This window comes from Paracoccus sp. (in: a-proteobacteria), from assembly GCF_030538655.1.
Taxonomy (GTDB): domain Bacteria; phylum Pseudomonadota; class Alphaproteobacteria; order Rhodobacterales; family Rhodobacteraceae; genus Paracoccus.
In genome coordinates this window covers 24,513-41,774 of the sequence record NZ_JAUNTO010000010.1, presented here as the reverse complement: position 1 = coordinate 41,774, position 17,262 = coordinate 24,513, and the positions used below count along the sequence as shown (strand labels likewise).

At 64.8% G+C, this 17,262-nt stretch carries 12 protein-coding genes; 10 read left to right on the top strand and 2 right to left on the bottom strand.

What is annotated here, in order from left to right:
• Nucleotides 1-49 precede the first annotated feature (49 nt).
• The 3 genes from gcvP to Q4G22_RS08485 all read left to right on the top strand — a co-directional run bounded on the left by gcvP (nucleotide 50) and on the right by Q4G22_RS08485 (nucleotide 4,214).
• Nucleotides 50-2,890, top strand: coding sequence for an aminomethyl-transferring glycine dehydrogenase (gcvP, locus tag Q4G22_RS08495; RefSeq protein ID WP_303385474.1), 2,841 nt, complete (start codon nucleotides 50-52; stop codon nucleotides 2,888-2,890).
• The gene (gene trxC, locus Q4G22_RS08490; RefSeq protein ID WP_303385473.1) at nucleotides 2,891-3,331 is read left to right on the top strand and encodes a thioredoxin TrxC; all 441 of its coding nucleotides are present in this window, start codon (nucleotides 2,891-2,893) and stop codon (nucleotides 3,329-3,331) included.
• Between the two features lie 115 nt (nucleotides 3,332-3,446).
• Nucleotides 3,447-4,214, top strand: coding sequence for a hypothetical protein (locus Q4G22_RS08485; protein ID WP_303385472.1), 768 nt, complete (start codon nucleotides 3,447-3,449; stop codon nucleotides 4,212-4,214).
• A 399-nt stretch (nucleotides 4,215-4,613) separates the two neighbouring features.
• On the opposite strand, the gene putA is transcribed toward Q4G22_RS08485, so the two are convergent.
• Nucleotides 4,614-8,015, bottom strand: a complete 3,402-nt coding sequence (gene putA / locus Q4G22_RS08480) for a bifunctional proline dehydrogenase/L-glutamate gamma-semialdehyde dehydrogenase PutA (protein WP_303385471.1) — start codon at nucleotides 8,013-8,015, stop codon at nucleotides 4,614-4,616.
• Nucleotides 8,016-8,121: 106 nt separating this feature from the next.
• Between putA and Q4G22_RS08475 the strand changes: the two genes are divergently transcribed.
• On the top strand, nucleotides 8,122-8,586 hold the full coding sequence (locus tag Q4G22_RS08475) for an Lrp/AsnC family transcriptional regulator (protein ID WP_303385470.1): 465 nt from the start codon (nucleotides 8,122-8,124) through the stop codon (nucleotides 8,584-8,586).
• On the opposite strand, the gene Q4G22_RS08470 is transcribed toward Q4G22_RS08475, so the two are convergent.
• Nucleotides 8,583-10,619, bottom strand: a complete 2,037-nt coding sequence (locus Q4G22_RS08470; RefSeq protein WP_303385469.1) for an NADH:flavin oxidoreductase — start codon at nucleotides 10,617-10,619, stop codon at nucleotides 8,583-8,585. The two genes, Q4G22_RS08475 and Q4G22_RS08470, sit on opposite strands and share 4 nt — an antisense overlap.
• Nucleotides 10,620-10,766: 147 nt before the next feature.
• On the opposite strand from Q4G22_RS08470, the gene Q4G22_RS08465 reads away from it, so the two are divergent.
• From Q4G22_RS08465 to Q4G22_RS08440, 6 genes are all read left to right on the top strand, one after another.
• Complete coding sequence (locus Q4G22_RS08465; RefSeq protein WP_303385468.1) at nucleotides 10,767-11,399, top strand: TetR/AcrR family transcriptional regulator; 633 nt, start codon at nucleotides 10,767-10,769, stop codon at nucleotides 11,397-11,399.
• 80 nt (nucleotides 11,400-11,479) lie between these two features.
• Complete coding sequence (locus Q4G22_RS08460) at nucleotides 11,480-13,060, top strand: ABC transporter substrate-binding protein (protein WP_303385467.1); 1,581 nt, start codon at nucleotides 11,480-11,482, stop codon at nucleotides 13,058-13,060.
• A gap of 53 nt (nucleotides 13,061-13,113) precedes the next feature.
• Nucleotides 13,114-14,094 (top strand): ABC transporter permease, encoded by a 981-nt coding sequence (locus Q4G22_RS08455; protein WP_303385466.1) that lies wholly within the window; start codon nucleotides 13,114-13,116, stop codon nucleotides 14,092-14,094.
• Nucleotides 14,095-14,103: 9 nt separating this feature from the next.
• On the top strand, nucleotides 14,104-15,027 hold the full coding sequence (locus Q4G22_RS08450) for an ABC transporter permease (protein WP_303385465.1): 924 nt from the start codon (nucleotides 14,104-14,106) through the stop codon (nucleotides 15,025-15,027).
• A complete protein-coding gene (locus Q4G22_RS08445; RefSeq protein ID WP_303385464.1) occupies nucleotides 15,027-16,022 on the top strand; it encodes an ABC transporter ATP-binding protein in 996 nt (331 codons plus the stop codon). The genes Q4G22_RS08450 and Q4G22_RS08445 overlap by 1 nt, the downstream gene beginning before the upstream one ends.
• A complete protein-coding gene (locus tag Q4G22_RS08440; RefSeq protein WP_303385463.1) occupies nucleotides 16,015-17,028 on the top strand; it encodes an ABC transporter ATP-binding protein in 1,014 nt (337 codons plus the stop codon). Before Q4G22_RS08445 ends, Q4G22_RS08440 begins: the two co-directional genes overlap by 8 nt.
• Nucleotides 17,029-17,262: the final 234 nt, after the last annotated feature.

The following is a 17,262-nucleotide window of genomic DNA, read 5'->3' as shown; positions in this document are numbered from 1 at the left end:
AGATGCCCATTCCGGTTGCGGTGGCGACCGGGTTTTCAAGAGGTGATGCATGACCCGCTGGACCCGCACGGACTATAACCCCGATGATTTTGCCAACCGCCGTCATATCGGGCCTTCGCCTGCCGAGATGGCCGAGATGCTGAAAGTTGTGGGGGCGGAGTCCCTGGATGCCTTGATCGAGCAGACGGTGCCGGCGGCGATCCGGCAGGAGCGGGCCTTGGACTGGCCGGCGCTGTCGGAATCGGCTCTGCTGGCGCGGATGCGCGAGGTGGCGGGCAAGAACCGGGTGATGGTCAGCCTGATCGGGCAGGGGTATTACGGCACGGTGACGCCGCCCGCGATTCAGCGCAATATTCTGGAAAATCCGGCGTGGTACACGGCCTATACGCCCTATCAGCCCGAGATCGCGCAGGGGCGGCTTGAGGCGCTGCTCAATTATCAGACCATGGTGGCGGATCTGACCGGGCTGCCGGTGGCGAATGCGTCTTTGCTGGATGAGGCGACGGCGGCGGCCGAGGCGATGGCGATGGCGCTGCGGTCGTCTAAATCCAAGGCGCGCGACTTTTTTGCCGATGAGAATTTGCATCCGCAGACGATTGCGGTTCTGAAAACGCGGGCCTTGCCTTTGGGGGTCGAGGTGATCGTGGGTGCGCCGGGCGATCTGGACCCCGGCGCGGTGTTTGGGGCGATTTTCCAGTATCCCGGCACTTATGGGCATGTGCGCGATCTGACCGGCGATATCGAGGCGCTGCATGGGGCTGGTGCGTTGGCGGTTGTGGCGACCGATCTGCTGGCCTTGTGCATTCTGAAAGAGCCGGGGGCGATGGGGGCGGATATTGCTGTCGGGTCCTCGCAACGGTTCGGGGTGCCGATGGGCTATGGCGGGCCTCATGCCGCGTTCATGGCCTGCCGCGATGATCTGAAGCGGACCATGCCGGGGCGGATCGTCGGTGTCTCGATTGATGCCGCGGGGCGCAAGGCTTACCGGCTGTCGCTGCAAACGCGGGAACAGCATATCCGGCGCGAAAAGGCGACCAGCAACGTCTGCACGGCGCAGGCATTGCTGGCGGTGATGGCGTCCTTCTATGCGGTGTTTCATGGGCCGGTGGGGCTTCGCGCGATTGCGCAGCGGGTGCATCTGAATGCGGTGACGGTGGCGAATGCTTTGCGTGCTGCCGGGGCCGAGGTCGAGCCCGAGGCGTTCTTTGACACGATCACCGTGCGGGTTGGCGTCGGCCAGCAGGGGATTCTGGCGGCGGCGGAACAGCGCGGGCTGAACCTGCGGCGGGTCGGTCCTGATCGCGTGGGCATCAGCGTGGATGAAACGACCGATGCGGGCGTGATTACGCGGCTGCTGGATGTGTTCGGGATCACCGATGCGGTTGAGGTGGCCGACGCGCCCGCCATCCCCGCCGATTTGCTGCGCGAAAGCGATTACCTGACCCATCCGGTGTTCCACATGAACCGGGCGGAATCGGAAATGATGCGCTATATGCGGCGGCTCAGCGACCGCGATCTGGCGCTGGACCGGGCGATGATCCCGCTGGGCTCTTGCACGATGAAGCTGAATGCGGCCGCCGAAATGATGCCGATCACCTGGCCGGAATTTGGCGCGCTGCACCCCTTTGCGCCCAAAGAACAGGCGGCGGGCTATGCCGAGGCGATTGCCGATCTGACGGTGAAACTGTGCGAGATTACCGGCTATGACGCCTTTTCCATGCAGCCGAACAGCGGCGCGCAGGGGGAATATGCGGGGCTTTTGACCATTCAGGCCTATCACAAGGCGAATGGCGATGATCAGCGCGACATCTGCCTGATCCCGGTCAGCGCGCATGGCACCAACCCGGCCAGCGCGCAGATGTGCGGGATGAAGGTTGTCGTGGTGAAATCCGCCCCGAATGGCGATATTGATCTGGAAGATTTCACCGACAAGGCCGCCAAGGCGGGCGACAGGCTGGCGGCGGTGATGATCACCTATCCGTCCACCCATGGCGTGTTCGAGGATACCGTCCGCGATGTCTGCCGCATCACGCATGAGCATGGCGGGCAGGTCTATATCGACGGGGCGAACATGAACGCGCTGGTGGGCCTCGTAAAGCCGGGCGAGATTGGCGGCGATGTCAGCCACCTGAACCTGCACAAGACCTTTGCCATTCCGCATGGCGGCGGCGGGCCGGGCATGGGGCCGATTGGCGTCAAGGCGCATCTGGCGCCGCATCTGCCCGGCGATCCGCGCGATGAGGACGGCGGGGCGGTTTCTGCGGCGCAGTTCGGATCGGCCTCTATCCTGCTGATTTCATGGGCCTACATCCTGATGATGGGCGGGGCCGGGCTGACGCAGGCGACGCGGGTGGCGATCCTGAACGCCAACTATATCGCCAGCCGGCTGGCCGGGGCTTATCCGATCCTGTTCATGGGCAATCGTGGCCGCGTGGCGCATGAGTGCATTCTGGACACCCGGCCCTTTGCCGAACATGGCGTGACCGTCGATGACATCGCCAAACGCTTGATCGACAACGGGTTTCACGCGCCGACGATGAGCTGGCCGGTGGCGGGCACCTTGATGGTGGAACCGACCGAAAGCGAGACCAAGGCCGAGATTGATCGGTTCATCACCGCCCTGCTGGCGATCCGCGATGAGATCACCGAGGTGGCCGAAGGCCGCATCGCCCCCGAGGCCAGCCCGCTGCGCCACGCCCCGCACACGGTCGAGGATCTGGTGGCCGATTGGGACCGCGAATATTCCCGTGAACAGGGGTGCTTTCCGGCGGGCGCGTTCCGCGTGGACAAATATTGGCCGCCGGTGGGCCGGGTCGATAACGTCTATGGCGACCGCAATCTGGTCTGCACCTGCCCGCCGCTGGAAGATTACGCCGAGGCGGCGGAATAGATGCCGAAAAAGCTGATCTGTCTGGACTGCGGGCAGGCTAACCGGGTGCCTGATGATCGGCTGGATCAGGGGCCGAAATGCGGGGTCTGCGGGGCGGCTTTGCTGCCCTCGCGCCCGGTCGCGGTCGATTTTGCCACGCTGGAAAAGGCGGCGCGCGGCGATGACTTGCCTCTGCTGGTCGATTTCTGGGCGCCGTGGTGCGGGCCGTGCCGTCAGATGGCGCCGCAATTCGAACAGGCTGCGCGCGCGCTGAAGGGGCAGGTGCGGCTGGCCAAGATCGACACGGAACGGCACCCCGATGCCTCGGTCCGCTGGAACATCCGTGGCATTCCGGCGCTGATCCTGTTCGCCCATGGGCGCGAGGTCGCGCGTGAGGCAGGGGCACGACCCGCCGCCGCCATCGTCGATTTCACCCGCCGCGCGCTGGCGCGGGTGGGGTGATGGGGGCGCTGTTTCGGGCGCGATGTGGTGTCACCGCCCCGCCTGTCGCCCGGATCACGGTTGACGCGGCGGGCGGGCGCGCTTACCCCCGATGCACTGCCGCAGCGGAGCCTTTATGTTGTCTTTGCAGCCCGTTATCCATGTCATCGGCGATTCCCACAGCGCCTTTTTCGGCGAGATGCCGTATTACAACGGGCGGCTGAATCTGCCTGATCCGCCGCCGTTCCGGGTTGATTGCACGGCGGTGAATGCGGCCTCGGTTGCCGGGTTCCGGCCGCAGGCATCCCGGTTGAATGTCAGGCGGCAGGTGGCTGATCTGGTGCAGACATGTGATGCAGGGGGAAGGGGGCGTCTGATCCTTGCCTTTGGGCAGGTCGATCTGGAGCTGGGCTATTATTACCGGCTGGCGATCAAGCAGGAACAGACCGATCCTGATAGCTATGTTGACTGGCTGGCGGGGATTTATGCCGATTTCATTGCCGGGATCGATCCGGCGCGGGTTGATCTGGCGCTGAAGGGCGTGAATTTGACCGTGCTGCACCCGCGCGGCTTTGCCGCCCGCTATGTGTCGCGGATCATCAGCGACGGGCAGACAATACGCCGCGCTCATGCTGAAAAGCGGGTTGCACCGATGATCCTGACTGAAACCGAACAGAACCGGATGCATCTGGCCTTTAACGACCGGCTGGCCGATATGGCGGCGCGGCTGGGGGTTCGCTATTTCGATGTGGTCGAACAGACGCGTGACCGCGATGCGGATAAGGGGGTGCCCTGTCTGGCCGATGACTATCGCACGGCGCAGTTCGATCATCATATGGCCGATACCGTCGCGGTGCGGCGGATTCATTACATGGCCGCCGGGCGCTGTTTCGGGCTGATCTGACCCGGCTGTTCAACCCCGGCATCTGGCGGATCGGGTTTCGGATGATCTGTCTGGCCTGGATGTCCAGATTTTGCAGGCGTATTCGCAGGGGGTGAGGCCACTCAGGGTCTTGGGGCCGGCGCGTGAAGTTATGGGCGGTCATGTCGTCGCTGAGGTGTTGGCGCAGCGGATCATGGCTGTCGTAATAGAGGCGCTTGACGGTTGTGTTCCTGATTGCCTTGTTCATCCGCTTACCCCGGCCATTCGTTCAGGGGCGGGTGGGGTTGGTCGGGCGGTGCCTGATCCCGCCAGACGCGGCGCTTGGATCGGTGGTGAGCCTATGGTTCGATCATGACGCTGCCGTGTCGAAGGTGGCCCATGGGCACCTTTTCAATGTTCAAGGACCGCAGCATCAAACGGCTAACCCGCCAGCAGCGCCGCATTGCCGCCTGCTGCGGTGGTATCCACGCACAGATGCCGTTCATGCAGCACCTGCGCCGGGGCCGGGGCGGCAGTCAGCAGTTGCACGATGGCCCCCTTGCGCGCGGCCAGAGCCTGCGCACAGGCGCGGGCGTAGCTGTCATCGCCCCACCAGATCGCCGCCGACAGGCGGGGCAGATCGCTTAGCGCGCTGGCTGGCACCGCACCATCCGCCGTGACCGCCTGACCGCCCAGATCGCGCACCATCTGTGCCTGCGCCGCCGCCACATCCGCGCCCGGCCCAAGGCACAGCACCGGCGCGCGGGGATAGATGGCCAGCCGGTTCAGCTCTCCGGTCGGGCCGGGCATCAGGGTTTCCGACAGGCGTGGGGGCTGGGCTGTGCTCAGCCGGTCGGCCAGTGCGGTCAGGTCGGCATCCCCCGCCCATGCGTCGCCCGTTCCGGCGGGGGCGGGCACGGGCGCGCTGAATTGCGGCAGATACATCGGCCCGCCCGCCTTCGGCCCGGTGCCCGACAGCCCCTCGCCGCCAAAGGGCTGGCTGCCGACCACCGCGCCGATCTGGTTGCGATTGACATAGATATTGCCGCACTGCACCGCCTCGGCGATGTGCTGCACACGGGTGTCGATGCGGCTGTGCAGGCCAAAGGTCAGGCCATAGCCGCGCGCGTTGATCGCTGCGATCACGCCCGGCAGGTCGGCGGCGCGGAAGGTCGCGACATGCAGCACAGGGCCAAAGATTTCGCGGTCCAGATCAGCGATCCCACTGACGCGCAGTATCGTAGGGGCGATGAAATGCCCGGTCGGGGGCGCGGCGATCTGGTGCAGCACCTCGGCCGCTTGCGCCAGATAGGCGGCGATGCCCGCCTGCGCCTCGGCGTCGATGACCGGGCCGACATCGGTGGTCAGATCATTGGGATCGCCAAGGCGCAGATCATCCATCGCGCCCCGGATCATCTGTATCAACTGCGGGGCGATGTCTGCCTGCACATAAAGGCAGCGCAGTGCCGAACAGCGTTGCCCGGCCGACCGAAAGGCCGAGGCGACCACATCGCGCACCGCCTGTTCGGGCAGCGCGGTGGAATCGACGATCATCGCATTCAGCCCGCCGGTTTCCGCGATCAGCGGCGTGCCGGGTGTCATATGATCGGCCATGCTGCGCGCGATGATCTGCGCCGTGTCGGTGGAGCCGGTGAACACCACGCCGTTGATGCGCGGATCAGAGGTCAGCGCCGCGCCCACCGTCGCGCCATCGCCGGGCAGCAGTTGCAGCGCCGTCACCGGCACCCCCGCCTGATGCAGCAGCCGCACGGCGATGGCGGCGATCAGCGGGGTCTGTTCAGCCGGTTTCGCCAAGACGGCATTGCCCGCCATCAGCGCCGCCGCGATCTGGCCGGTGAAGATCGCCAGAGGAAAGTTCCACGGGCTGATCGCGGTGATGATCCCGCGCGGGCGGTGGGTGGCACCCGCGCCCTGATCGGCATAATAGCGCAGGAAATCCACCGCCTCGCGCAACTCGCCCACGGCGTCGGGCAGGGTCTTGCCCGCCTCGGCGGCGAGGGCTGCGAAGATGAGACCGAAGTTTTCCTCGTAAAGATCGGCGGCGCGGCGCAGGGCGTCAGCGCGGTCGGCGGGAGGCGCGTCCCACGGGCGGGCGTCGGCAATCGCCTGCGTGGCCTGATCTGCGCTCGCATCCGTCACCTGCGCCACCACGGCGCCGGTGGCGGGGTTCAGCGCCGGGCGCGGCGCGCCGTCCGCAGGCGTCACGGTGATCGGGGCGGCGCCCGGAATGGTCACGTCGCGCGCGGCCTCGATCCGGGCCAGCGTGTCGGCGTCGGTCAGATCAAAGCCGATGGAATTGCGCCGCCCCGCGCCAAAGATCGCATCCGGCGCGCGCAGCCCGGCAGGGGCGCGGGCGGTTGCCAGCGCCTCGAACGGGTCGGCGGCGATGGTTTCAGGACTGACCGATTCATCGACGATCTGATGCACAAAGCTGCTGTTCGCCCCGTTTTCCAGCAGGCGCCGCACCAGATAGGCCAGCAGGTCACGATGCGCGCCCACCGGCGCATAGATGCGGCAGCGGCCCTTGGTCTCGGTCAGCACGATGTCGTGCAGGCGTTCGCCCATGCCATGCAGGCGCTGGAATTCAAACGGCGTATCGCCCGCCATATCCAGCACGGCGGCGACGGTATGGGCGTTATGCGTGGCGAATTGCGGATAGATGCGGTCGGCATAGGACAGCAGCCGTTTGGCCAGCGAAATATAGCTGACATCGGTCGCGGTTTTCGAGGTGAACAGGCTGAAGCCGGGCAGCCCCTCGACCTGAGCGCGCTTGATTTCCGTGTCCCAATAGGCGCCCTTGACCAGCCGCACCATGATGCGTCGGTCAAGCCGGGTCGCCAGCGCGTGCAGCCAGTCGATCACCGCGCCCGCGCGCTTGCCATAGGCCTGCACCACCACGCCGAAGCCGTCCCAGCCAGCCAGCGAAGGATCGGACAGCACCGCCTGAATGACCCGCAGCGACAGAACCAGCCGGTCCTGTTCCTCGGCGTCGATGTTCAGGCCCATACCGGCCGCCTTGGCCTGCCGCGCCAGATCCAGCACCACCGGCACCAGTTCCGCCATGACGCGGGCTTCCTGCGCCACCTCATACCGGGGGTGCAGCGCCGACAGCTTGATGGAAATGCCGGGGTTGGCCTGCACAGAACCCTTGTCGCAGGCGCGCGCAATCGCCCGGATCGCATCGGCGTAATCATGGGCATAGCGGGCGGCGTCAGCGGCGGTCATCGCCGCCTCGCCCAGCATGTCATAGCTGTAGGTAAAGCCCTGCGCCTCGCGCGCGCGGGCACGGGTCAGCGCGTCGCCGATGGTCTGTCCCAGCACGAATTGCCGCCCCATCTCGCGCATCGCCCGGCCAACGGCGGTGCGGATCACCGGCTCGCCCAGACGGCGGATGGCGCCGCGCAGCGTGCCCGCGATGCCGGGCTGGTCGTCGTCCAGCACCTTGCCGGTCAGCATCAAGGCCCAGGTCGAGGCGTTCACCAGCGAAGACGAGGCGCTGCCCAGATGCCGCCCCCAGTCGGATGGGGCGATCTTGTCTTCGATCAGCGCGCCGATGGTGTGGGCGTCGGGGACGCGCAGCATCGCCTCGGCCAGACACATCAGCGCGACGCCTTCGCGCGTGGAGAGACCATATTCGGCCAGGAAATGCTCCATCAGCGATGGCTTGGCCTCGGCCCGGATGCGGCGGACCAGATCGGCGCCCCGCGCCGACATGCGGGCGCGCTGATCTGCGGATAGGGCGGCGTGGGCGATCAGATCATCCAGCAGTGACGTTTCGTCGCGGAATTTGGCGTCACAGGTAAAGGCGGCAAGATCGGTCATGGCAGATTCCCCGTTTGCGACAGAATAGCGCGGCACGACTGGACGATGTGACCAAAACATATCATTATTGCAGGTCAATCGACCATTATTGCGGGTATTATCAGCCATGATTGACCAGCTTGACCCCACCAACCGCAAGATACTGGCCGAACTGGTCGCCAATGCCCGCATCCCCATCAGCGAACTGGCCCGCAAGGTCGGCCTGTCAAAGACCCCCGTCGCCCTGCGCATCCGCCAGCTGGAAGAGATGGGGCTGATTACCGGATACCGTGCCATGCTGTCGCCGCTGAAACTGGGGCTGACGCATGTGACCTTTATGCAGATCCGGCTGACCGACACCCGCGAAAAGGCGCTGGCGCAGTTCAACGAACAGGTGCGCAAGATCGCCGAGATCGAGGAGTGCTACATGATCGCGGGCGGGTTCGATTATCTGTTGAAAGTCCGGTCGCGCGATATGGCCGGGTTCCGGCAGGTGATGGCCGAAAAAATCTCGGCCCTGCCACATGTCGCCGCCAGTTCCAGCTTTGTCGCGATGGAGGCGGTGGTCGAACAGGGCTGGACCGGCGCCTAAATGTCCTTGACCAGCCGCAGCGCGTCATAGATCGCGGCGTGGGTGTTGCGGGCCGACACCGCATCGCCGATGCGAAACAGCTGAAACGCGCCGTCCGGGTTGCGGATCACGGTTTGCGGGCGACCCGCGATCAGGTCGTCATAGGCCACCTCGCCGCCGTTCGATGACAGCGGCTTCAGATCGAAATACAGATCATCCAGGGGGATGGTGCCGTGGTTGACGACGATCTGATCGACATGGCGCTGTTGGCTGACGCCGCCGTAATCGCTGCCGATTTGCGCGATGATCCGGTTGTCCTCGCGCCGCGCCGATTCCAGCCGGTAGGTGACGGTAAAGGTCACGTTCAGGCTTTGCAGCGCCCGCATATAGGGGACAAGGTTCATGCCCATCACCTCGGGCGCAAAGCTGCGGTCGGGGGTCATCACCTCGACCCTGGCACCGGCACGGGCCAGCACCTCGGCGGCTTGCAGGGCGGCGTGATCGCCCGCATCGTCGAACAGCAGCACATCCGCGCCGGGCTTCACGTCGCCCGCGATGATGTCCCATGACGAGACGACCAGATCATTGCCGCAGCTTAACACATCGGTATGCGGCATTCCGCCGGTGGCGATGATGACCACATCGGGGCGTTCGGCATGCACATCCGCCGCCTCGGCCCATGTGTCAAAGCGGAACCGGACGCCCAGCTTGTCGCATTGTGCCATGCGCCAGCCGATGATCGAGATCATCTCGCGCCGCCGTTCGCTTTGCGCGGTCAGGCGGATCTGGCCGCCGGGCTGGCTTGCGGCCTCGAACACGGTGACGTCATGGCCGCGTTCGGCGGCGACGCGCGCCGCCTCTAGCCCGGCCGGGCCTGCGCCGACGATCACCACCTTGCGGCGGCTGCCCGCGCGGGTGATCTGATGCGGCATGGTTTCCTCGCGCCCGGTGGCGGCGTTGTGGATGCAAAAGGCCGCGCCGCCCTGATAGATGCGGTCAAGACAGTAATTGGCGCCGACGCAGGGGCGGATGTCATCCTCGCGCCGCGCGATCAGTTTGCGGATGATATGCGGATCGGTCATATGCGCGCGGGTCATGCCAACCATATCCACCTTGCCCGAAGCAATCGCATGGCGCGCGGTCGCCAGATCGGGGATGCGCGCGGCGTGAAAGGTGGGAAAGCCGGTGGCGGCGCGAATCTCGCCCGCGAAATCCAGATGCGGCGCGCTGGCCATGCCCTGAATCGGGATCACATCGGTCAGCCCCGGATCGGTGTCGATATGGCCGCGGATCACGTTCAGATAGTCGATCAGCCCGGAATCGCGCAGACGGCGGGAAATCTCGACCCCTTCATCGGGGGCGGTGCCGCCGGGCAGGCGTTCGTCGGCGGTATAGCGGACGCCAAGGATGAAATCAGCGCCCACGCGGCCCCGGATCGCGCGGAACACGTCAAGGCAGAACCGCATCCGGTTATCCAGATCGCCGCCATAGGGACCATCCAGATCATTGGTCAGCGGCGACACGAACTGGTCGATCAGATGGCCGTATGCCTCTAGCTCGACCCCATCCATACCGCCCGCCTTCATCCGCTCGGCAGCATCGGCAAAGTCGCGGATGATCCGTTCGATGTCCCAATCCTCGATCTTTTTGGGAAAGGCGCGATGCGCCGCCTCGCGGTGATGAGACGGCGCCAGCACCGGCAGCCAGTCGCCCTTGTCCCACCTTGTGCGGCGGCCAAGGTGGGTCAGCTGAATCATGATCGCCGCGCCTTGTTCATGGACGGCATCGGTCATCCGCCGCACCCAAGGCACGATTTCATCCTTATAGGCCAGAAGGTTGTTGAACACCGGCGGGCTGTCGCGCGACACCGCCGCCGATCCCGCCGTCATGGTCAGCGCGACACCGCCCCGCGCCCGTTCGACCGTATAGGCAAGGTAACGATCCTTGGGCATCCCGTCTTCGGGGTAGGCAGGCTCGTGCGAGGTGATGATGACGCGGTTGCGAAGGGTCAGGTGTTTCAACTGAAACGGCTGAAGCAGCGGGTCATTCGACATCGGCCGGTCTCCTGTTGCGTGCGGGCAGGCCAAGGCTAGGATGAAATGTTCACTTATGTCAATAAACAAAACATCATCGTCAAACAGGCAAGACAGGCGCGCACATTTTCCTTGTGACCCGGTGGGGTGGGGGATAATCTGCTGTCCATGGATCAGGTGACAACACAGGGAACCGGCTGGCGCGGTTCGGCCGAGGGGTGGCTGGATGCGGCCCATCAGGTGCTGGTGGAATCGGGCGTCGATGCGGTCAAGGTGCAGCCGTTGGCGAAACGGCTTGGCCTGTCGCGCACCAGTTTCTATTGGTTCTTCAAGGACCGAGAGGCATTGCTGGATGCGCTGTTGGCGCGCTGGCGCGATGCCAATACCGGCGCCATTGCCCGTCAGGCGGGGGCCTATGCCGAAACTCTGGCCGAGGCGATGCTGAACGTTTTCGACTGCTGGCTGGATACGCGGCTGTTCGATGCCCGGTTCGAATTTGCCGTGCGCAGCTGGGCCTTGCAATCCGATGCCATTCTGACCGAGGTGCAGGCGGCGGATCAGGCGCGCATCGCGGCGCTGACAAAGATGTTTTGCCGCTTTGGTCATGATGCGCGGGTGGCGGATGCACGGGCGCGGACCATTTATCTGGTGCAGATCGGCTATATTTCCATGCAAACGGCCGAGGATCTGGCCACACGCATGGCCCGGATTCCCGATTATGTCACCATCTTTACCGGCCAGCCGCCGCAGCAACGTGAACTGGACCGCTTTTTCGCGCGGCACGGCTTTCGCCCGGATTGACGCAGGGTCGTGCACCTTGCCCTGATCCCCGGTTTCGGCCTAGCATCCGCGATCACAACAAATACAAACGGGGAGCAACGATGACACTGTTCAAACACGCGCGGCTGGCCGCGTCTTCGGCCATGGCCCTTGCGCTGACGCTGGGGGCCGCGCAGGCCGAAACCTTGCGTTGGGCGCGCAGCGCCGATGCGCTGACCATGGACCCGCATGCGCAGAACGAGGGGCCGACCTCGACCCTGCTGCACAACATCTATGAAACGCTGGTGCTGCGGAACCTTGACGGATCGCTGTCGCCGCGTCTGGCGACGGAATGGTCGGTTGACCCGGAAGACCCCTCGGTCTGGATTTTCAAGCTGCGCGAGGGGGTCAAGTTCCATGATGGCGCCGATTTCACCGCCGAGGATGTGGTGTTCTCGCTGGATCGCGCGCGGTCGGAAACCTCGGATTACAAGGCGCTGCACGCCGCCGTCGTCAGCGCCGAGGCGGTGGACGATCATACCGTCCGCGTCAGGATGAACGGCCCTGCGCCGCTGTATCCGCAGAACCTGACCAATACCTTCATGATGGACAAGGGCTGGACCGAGGCGAACAATGTCGTCGCCGTTCAGAACTTTGCCGCGGGCGAAGATAACTTTGCCGCCCGCAACACCAACGGCACCGGCCCTTACCGTCTGGTCAGCCGCGACCCCGAAGTGCGCACCGTGATGACCCATTTCGACGGCCATTGGGCCGAGGTGCCGCCGGTGACCGACATCATCTACACCCCGATCAAAGAGGCCGCGACCCGTGTGGCCGCGCTGCTGTCGGGCGAGATCGACTTTGTGCAGGATGTGCCGGTGCAGGACATCCAGCGTCTGGAACAGACCGACAGCGTGACCGTGACCACCGGGCCGGAAAACCGTTCGATCTATTTCAGCTATGACATGGGGTCGGACAAGCTGCGTTCGGGCGATACCACGGAAAACCCGTTCAAAAAGCCCGAGGTGCGCGAAGCCTTTTGGCTGGCGCTGGATCGCGATGCGATCAAGCAGGTGGTGATGCGCGGCCAGTCCGACCCGTCGGGCGTTGCCGTGCCGCCGTTCGTGAACGGCTGGACCGAGGAACTGAACGCGTATGGCGCCCCCGATTACGACCGCGCCAAGCAATTGCTGGCGGATGCGGGCTATCCCAACGGGTTCAGCCTTGATCTGCACTGCCCCAACGACCGTTACCTGAACGACGAGGCGATCTGTCAGGCCTATGTCGGCATGTTGGGCCGGATCGGCGTGCGCGCCAATCTGGTGTCGCAGTCGCGTAACCTGCATTTCCCGCTGGTTCAGAACGGCGATACGGATTTCTATCTGATGGGCTGGGGCGTGCCGCCGTTCGACAGCCAGTATGTGTTCGACTTCCTTGTTCACACCACCACCGATCAGCTGGGCGGCTGGAACGCGTCGAACTATTCCAACGCGGATGTGGATGCGAAAATCGAATCGCTGTCCTCGGATGTGGACGAACAGCACCGTAACAACACCATCGCCGAGATCTGGAAACAGGTGCAGGATGACCGCGTGTTGCTGAACGTGCATAATCAGGTGCTGGCCTATGCCACGCGCAAGGGCGTCCATATCGACGTGCATCCTGAAAACCAGCCGTCGATCCCGGCGGTCTCGATCGACTGACAATCTGACCCAGGCGGGGCCGCGCTGATGCGGCCCCCTACCCCGAGGCAAACATGCTTGCATTTACCATCCGGCGGCTGGCGCAATCCATTCTGGTGATGCTGGTCGTGGCGCTGGTGGCGTTTTCGCTGTTCCGCTTTGTCGGCGATCCTGTCGCCACCATGCTGGGACAAGAGGCGACCGTCGCCGACCGTGCCGCGCTGCGCGACCAGTTGGGGCTGAATGATCCCATCATCGTGCAGTTCTGGAACTTTATCACCCGCGCCGTGCAGGGTGATTTCGGCATTTCCTATCGTCTGCGCGAACCCGTGCTGCCGCTGATCCTGTCGCGCCTGCCCGCCACGCTGGAACTGGCGCTGGTGTCGGGCACGCTGGCCTTTCTGGCGGGCGTCGGCCTTGGGATCTATACCGCGCTGCGCCGCAATGGCTGGCTGTCGAACCTGATTATGTCGGTGTCGCTGATCGGGGTGTCGCTGCCGACATTCCTGATCGGCGTCTTGCTGATCTGGGTTTTTGCGGTGGAACTGCAATGGCTGCCCAGCTTTGGACGCGGGGAAACCGTGCGGCTTGGCTGGTGGACCACCGGCTTTCTGACGCCATCCGGCCGGGCATCGCTGATTTTGCCCGCGATCACGCTGGGCCTGTATCAGATGACGCTGATTATGCGCCTTGTCCGCGCCGAAATGCTTGAGGTGCTGCGCACCGATTACGTCAAATTCGCCCGCGCGCGGGGCCTGTCGCAGCGCGCCATCCATTTCGGCCATGCGCTGAAAAACACGCTGGTGCCGGTCATCACCATCACCGGGCTGCAACTGGGGTCGATCATCGCCTTTTCCATCATCACCGAAACCGTGTTCCAATGGCCGGGGGTGGGGGCGCTGTTCATCAACTCGGTTCAGGCGGTGGATGTGCCGGTGATGGCGGCCTATCTGATGATGATTGCGCTGGTGTTCGTCGTCATCAACCTGATCGTTGACATGCTGTATTACGCCGTCGATCCGCGCCTGCGCGTGGATCGCGCGTCAGCGCATTAAGGGGGCAAGATGTCCGAACAATCCCGACTTGCCCGCATGTGGGACAGCGATGTGATGTGGTCGTTCCGACATTCGCCGGTGGCCATTGTCGCCGCTGTCGTGGCGCTGGCGATCATTCTGGCCGCCGCGCTGGCGCCATGGATCGCGCCGCATGACCCATTCAACCCCGCCAGCCTGAACCTGATGGACGGGTTCAGCCGCCCGATGCAGCCGAATGATTTCACCGGTAATGTTTACATCATGGGCACCGACAACCAGGGCCGCGACATCCTTTCGACTATTCTTTACGGTGCGCGGATTTCGCTGTTCGTCGGCTTTTCGGCGGTGATCTTTGCGATGGTGCTGGGGATCGGGCTGGGGCTGATCGCCGGGTTCCGGGGCGGTTGGGTCGATAACCTGCTGATGCGGATCGCAGATGTGCAGCTGTCCTTTCCCTCGATCCTGATCGCGCTGCTGATCTTTGGCGTGGCGCGCGGGTTTATCCCGCCCGCGATGCGCGATCAGATGGCGATCTGGGTGCTGATCGTGTCCATCGGCCTGTCGGATTGGGTGCAATTCGCCCGCGTCGTGCGCGGCGCGACGATGGTGGAAAAGAACAAGGAATACATTCAGGCCGCCCGTGTCATCGGCGTGCATCCGGCCCGCATCGCCGTCACCCATATTCTGCCCAACGTCATGGGTCCGGTGCTGGTCATCGCCACCATCGGCCTTGCGTTGGCCATCATCGCCGAGGCTACGCTATCCTTTCTTGGCGTCGGCGTGCCGCCCACGCAGCCCTCGCTTGGGACGCTGATCCGGGTGGGCCAAGGCTATCTGTTCTCGGGCGAGTGGTGGATTCTGCTGTTCCCGGCGCTGGCTTTGCTGGCCCTGTCGCTGTCGGTCAACCTGCTGGGCGACTGGCTGCGCGACGCATTGAACCCGAGGCTGCGCTGATGCCTGAATCTGCAAAAACCGAACCGCTTCTTTCCGTCCGCGATCTGGTGGTCGAGTTTCCCACCCGTCGCGGCATCTTGCGCGCCATCGACGGCGTGTCCTTTGACATCGCGGCGGGCGAGGTGTTGGGCGTCGTTGGCGAATCCGGTGCGGGCAAATCGCTGACCGGCGCGGCGATCATCGGGTTGCTGGAGCCTCCGGGCCGGATCGCGGGCGGCGAAATCCGGCTGAAGGGCGAACGCATCAACAACCTGCCGCCCGAGGCGATGCGCAAGATACGCGGCAAGCGCATCGGCATGGTGTTCCAGGACCCGCTGACCAGCCTGAACCCGCTTTACACCGTGGCGCGACAGTTGACGGAAACCATCCGCACCCATCTGCCGGTGTCGGCGGGTGAGGCACGGCAGCGCGCCATCGCCCTGTTGGATCGAGTCGGTATCCCGGCGGCGGCGCGGCGGATCGACGATTACCCGCATCACTTTTCGGGCGGGATGCGGCAGCGGGTGGTGATCGCGCTGGCGCTGGCAGCTGAGCCCGAACTGGTGATCGCGGATGAGCCGACGACCGCGCTGGACGTTTCGGTTCAGGCGCAGATCATCGACCTGCTGAAAGAGGTCACGGCCGAACGCGGCGCGGGCGTCATGCTGATTACGCATGACATGGGCGTCATCGCCGAAACCGCCGACCGGGTGGCGGTGCTGTATGCGGGCCGGATCGCGGAAATTGGCCCCGTCCATGACGTGATCGAACGGCCCGAGCATCCCTATACGCGCGGTCTTATGGGGTCGATTCCGACCTTGGCGCAGGAAAGCGACCGCCTGGTGCAGATCCCCGGCGCCATGCCGCGCCTGAGCGCCATCCCGCCCGGCTGCGCCTTTAACCCGCGTTGCGACCGTGTGTTCGACCGCTGCCGCGTCGATCGCCCCGACCCGATCAACCGGGGTGACGGGCGGCGCGTGGCCTGCTGGCTTTATGACGAGGTGCCACATGGATAAGCCGCTGCTGCAAGTTCAGGGGCTGACCCGCCGGTTCGATGTGTCGAAGCCCTGGCTGAACCGCGTGCTGGAACGCGAAGGCCACGCCTTTCTGACCGCCGCCGCCGATGTGTCCTTCGAGATCAACAAGGGCGAGACCTTTGCCTTGGTCGGTGAATCCGGTTCGGGCAAATCGACGATTGCCAAGATGCTGGTCGGTCTGGTTCCGGCCAGCGAGGGGCGCATCCTGTTCGATGGCCACGACCTGACCGCCGCCAGCCCGTCCGAGATGCGTCGGCTGCGCAAGCGGTTCCAGATGATCTTTCAAGACCCGTTCGCCAGCCTGAACCCGCGCTGGCGCGTCGGCCGGATCATCGCTGAACCGATGCGCACCTTTGGCACCGCTCATGGGGCGGATGTGGGGCGCGAGGTGTCGCGCCTGCTGGAAACCGTGGGTCTGTCGGCGGCGGACGCGGCCAAGTTCCCGCATGAGTTTTCGGGCGGCCAGCGTCAGCGCATCGCCATCGCCCGCGCCCTGTCCTCCAAGCCCGAGTTCATCGTCTGCGACGAGCCGACCAGCGCGCTGGACGTCTCGGTTCAGGCGCAAATCCTGAACCTGATGCGCGATTTGCAGGACGAACTGGGCCTGACCTATCTGTTCATCAGCCACGATCTGTCGGTGGTGCGCCACATGGCCAGCCGCATCGGCGTGCTGTATCTGGGCCGTCTGGTCGAGGTGTCGGGCGGCAAGGAACTGTTCCGCGCGCCCCAGCACCCCTATACGCGGATGCTGCTGGACGCCGTGCCGGACCTTGCGATGTCGGGCAAACGCCGCACCCCCGTCACCGGCGAAATCCCGAACCCCATCGACCCGCCGCCCGGCTGCGCCTTTCACCCGCGCTGTCCGCTGGTGATGGACCGCTGCAAGCGCGAATTGCCGCCGCCCGTCGCCACGCCGGGCGGGGTGTCAGCCTGTTTCGCCGCGCCGTTAAGCGGGGTTGGGGCGGTTCAGCCCGCGACGGCCTGACGGGCGGATCAGCCCTGACAGCAGCGCGATTTCGCGATCCCCGATGCTGGTTCCACACGCCCTGCGCCGTCAGGGTGCGGGCATGAGTGGTGGCAATACGGGGGCGGCCCATCGGGTTTGGCCGCTGCCCGTTCACAGCCGATCAGCAGCCCGATTGATTGCCCCTGCGGTGTGGCTGCCCCGGCGCCGCGCCAGGCGTGCTGTCAAAACCGGCATGGTTCTGATTGTCTTTTG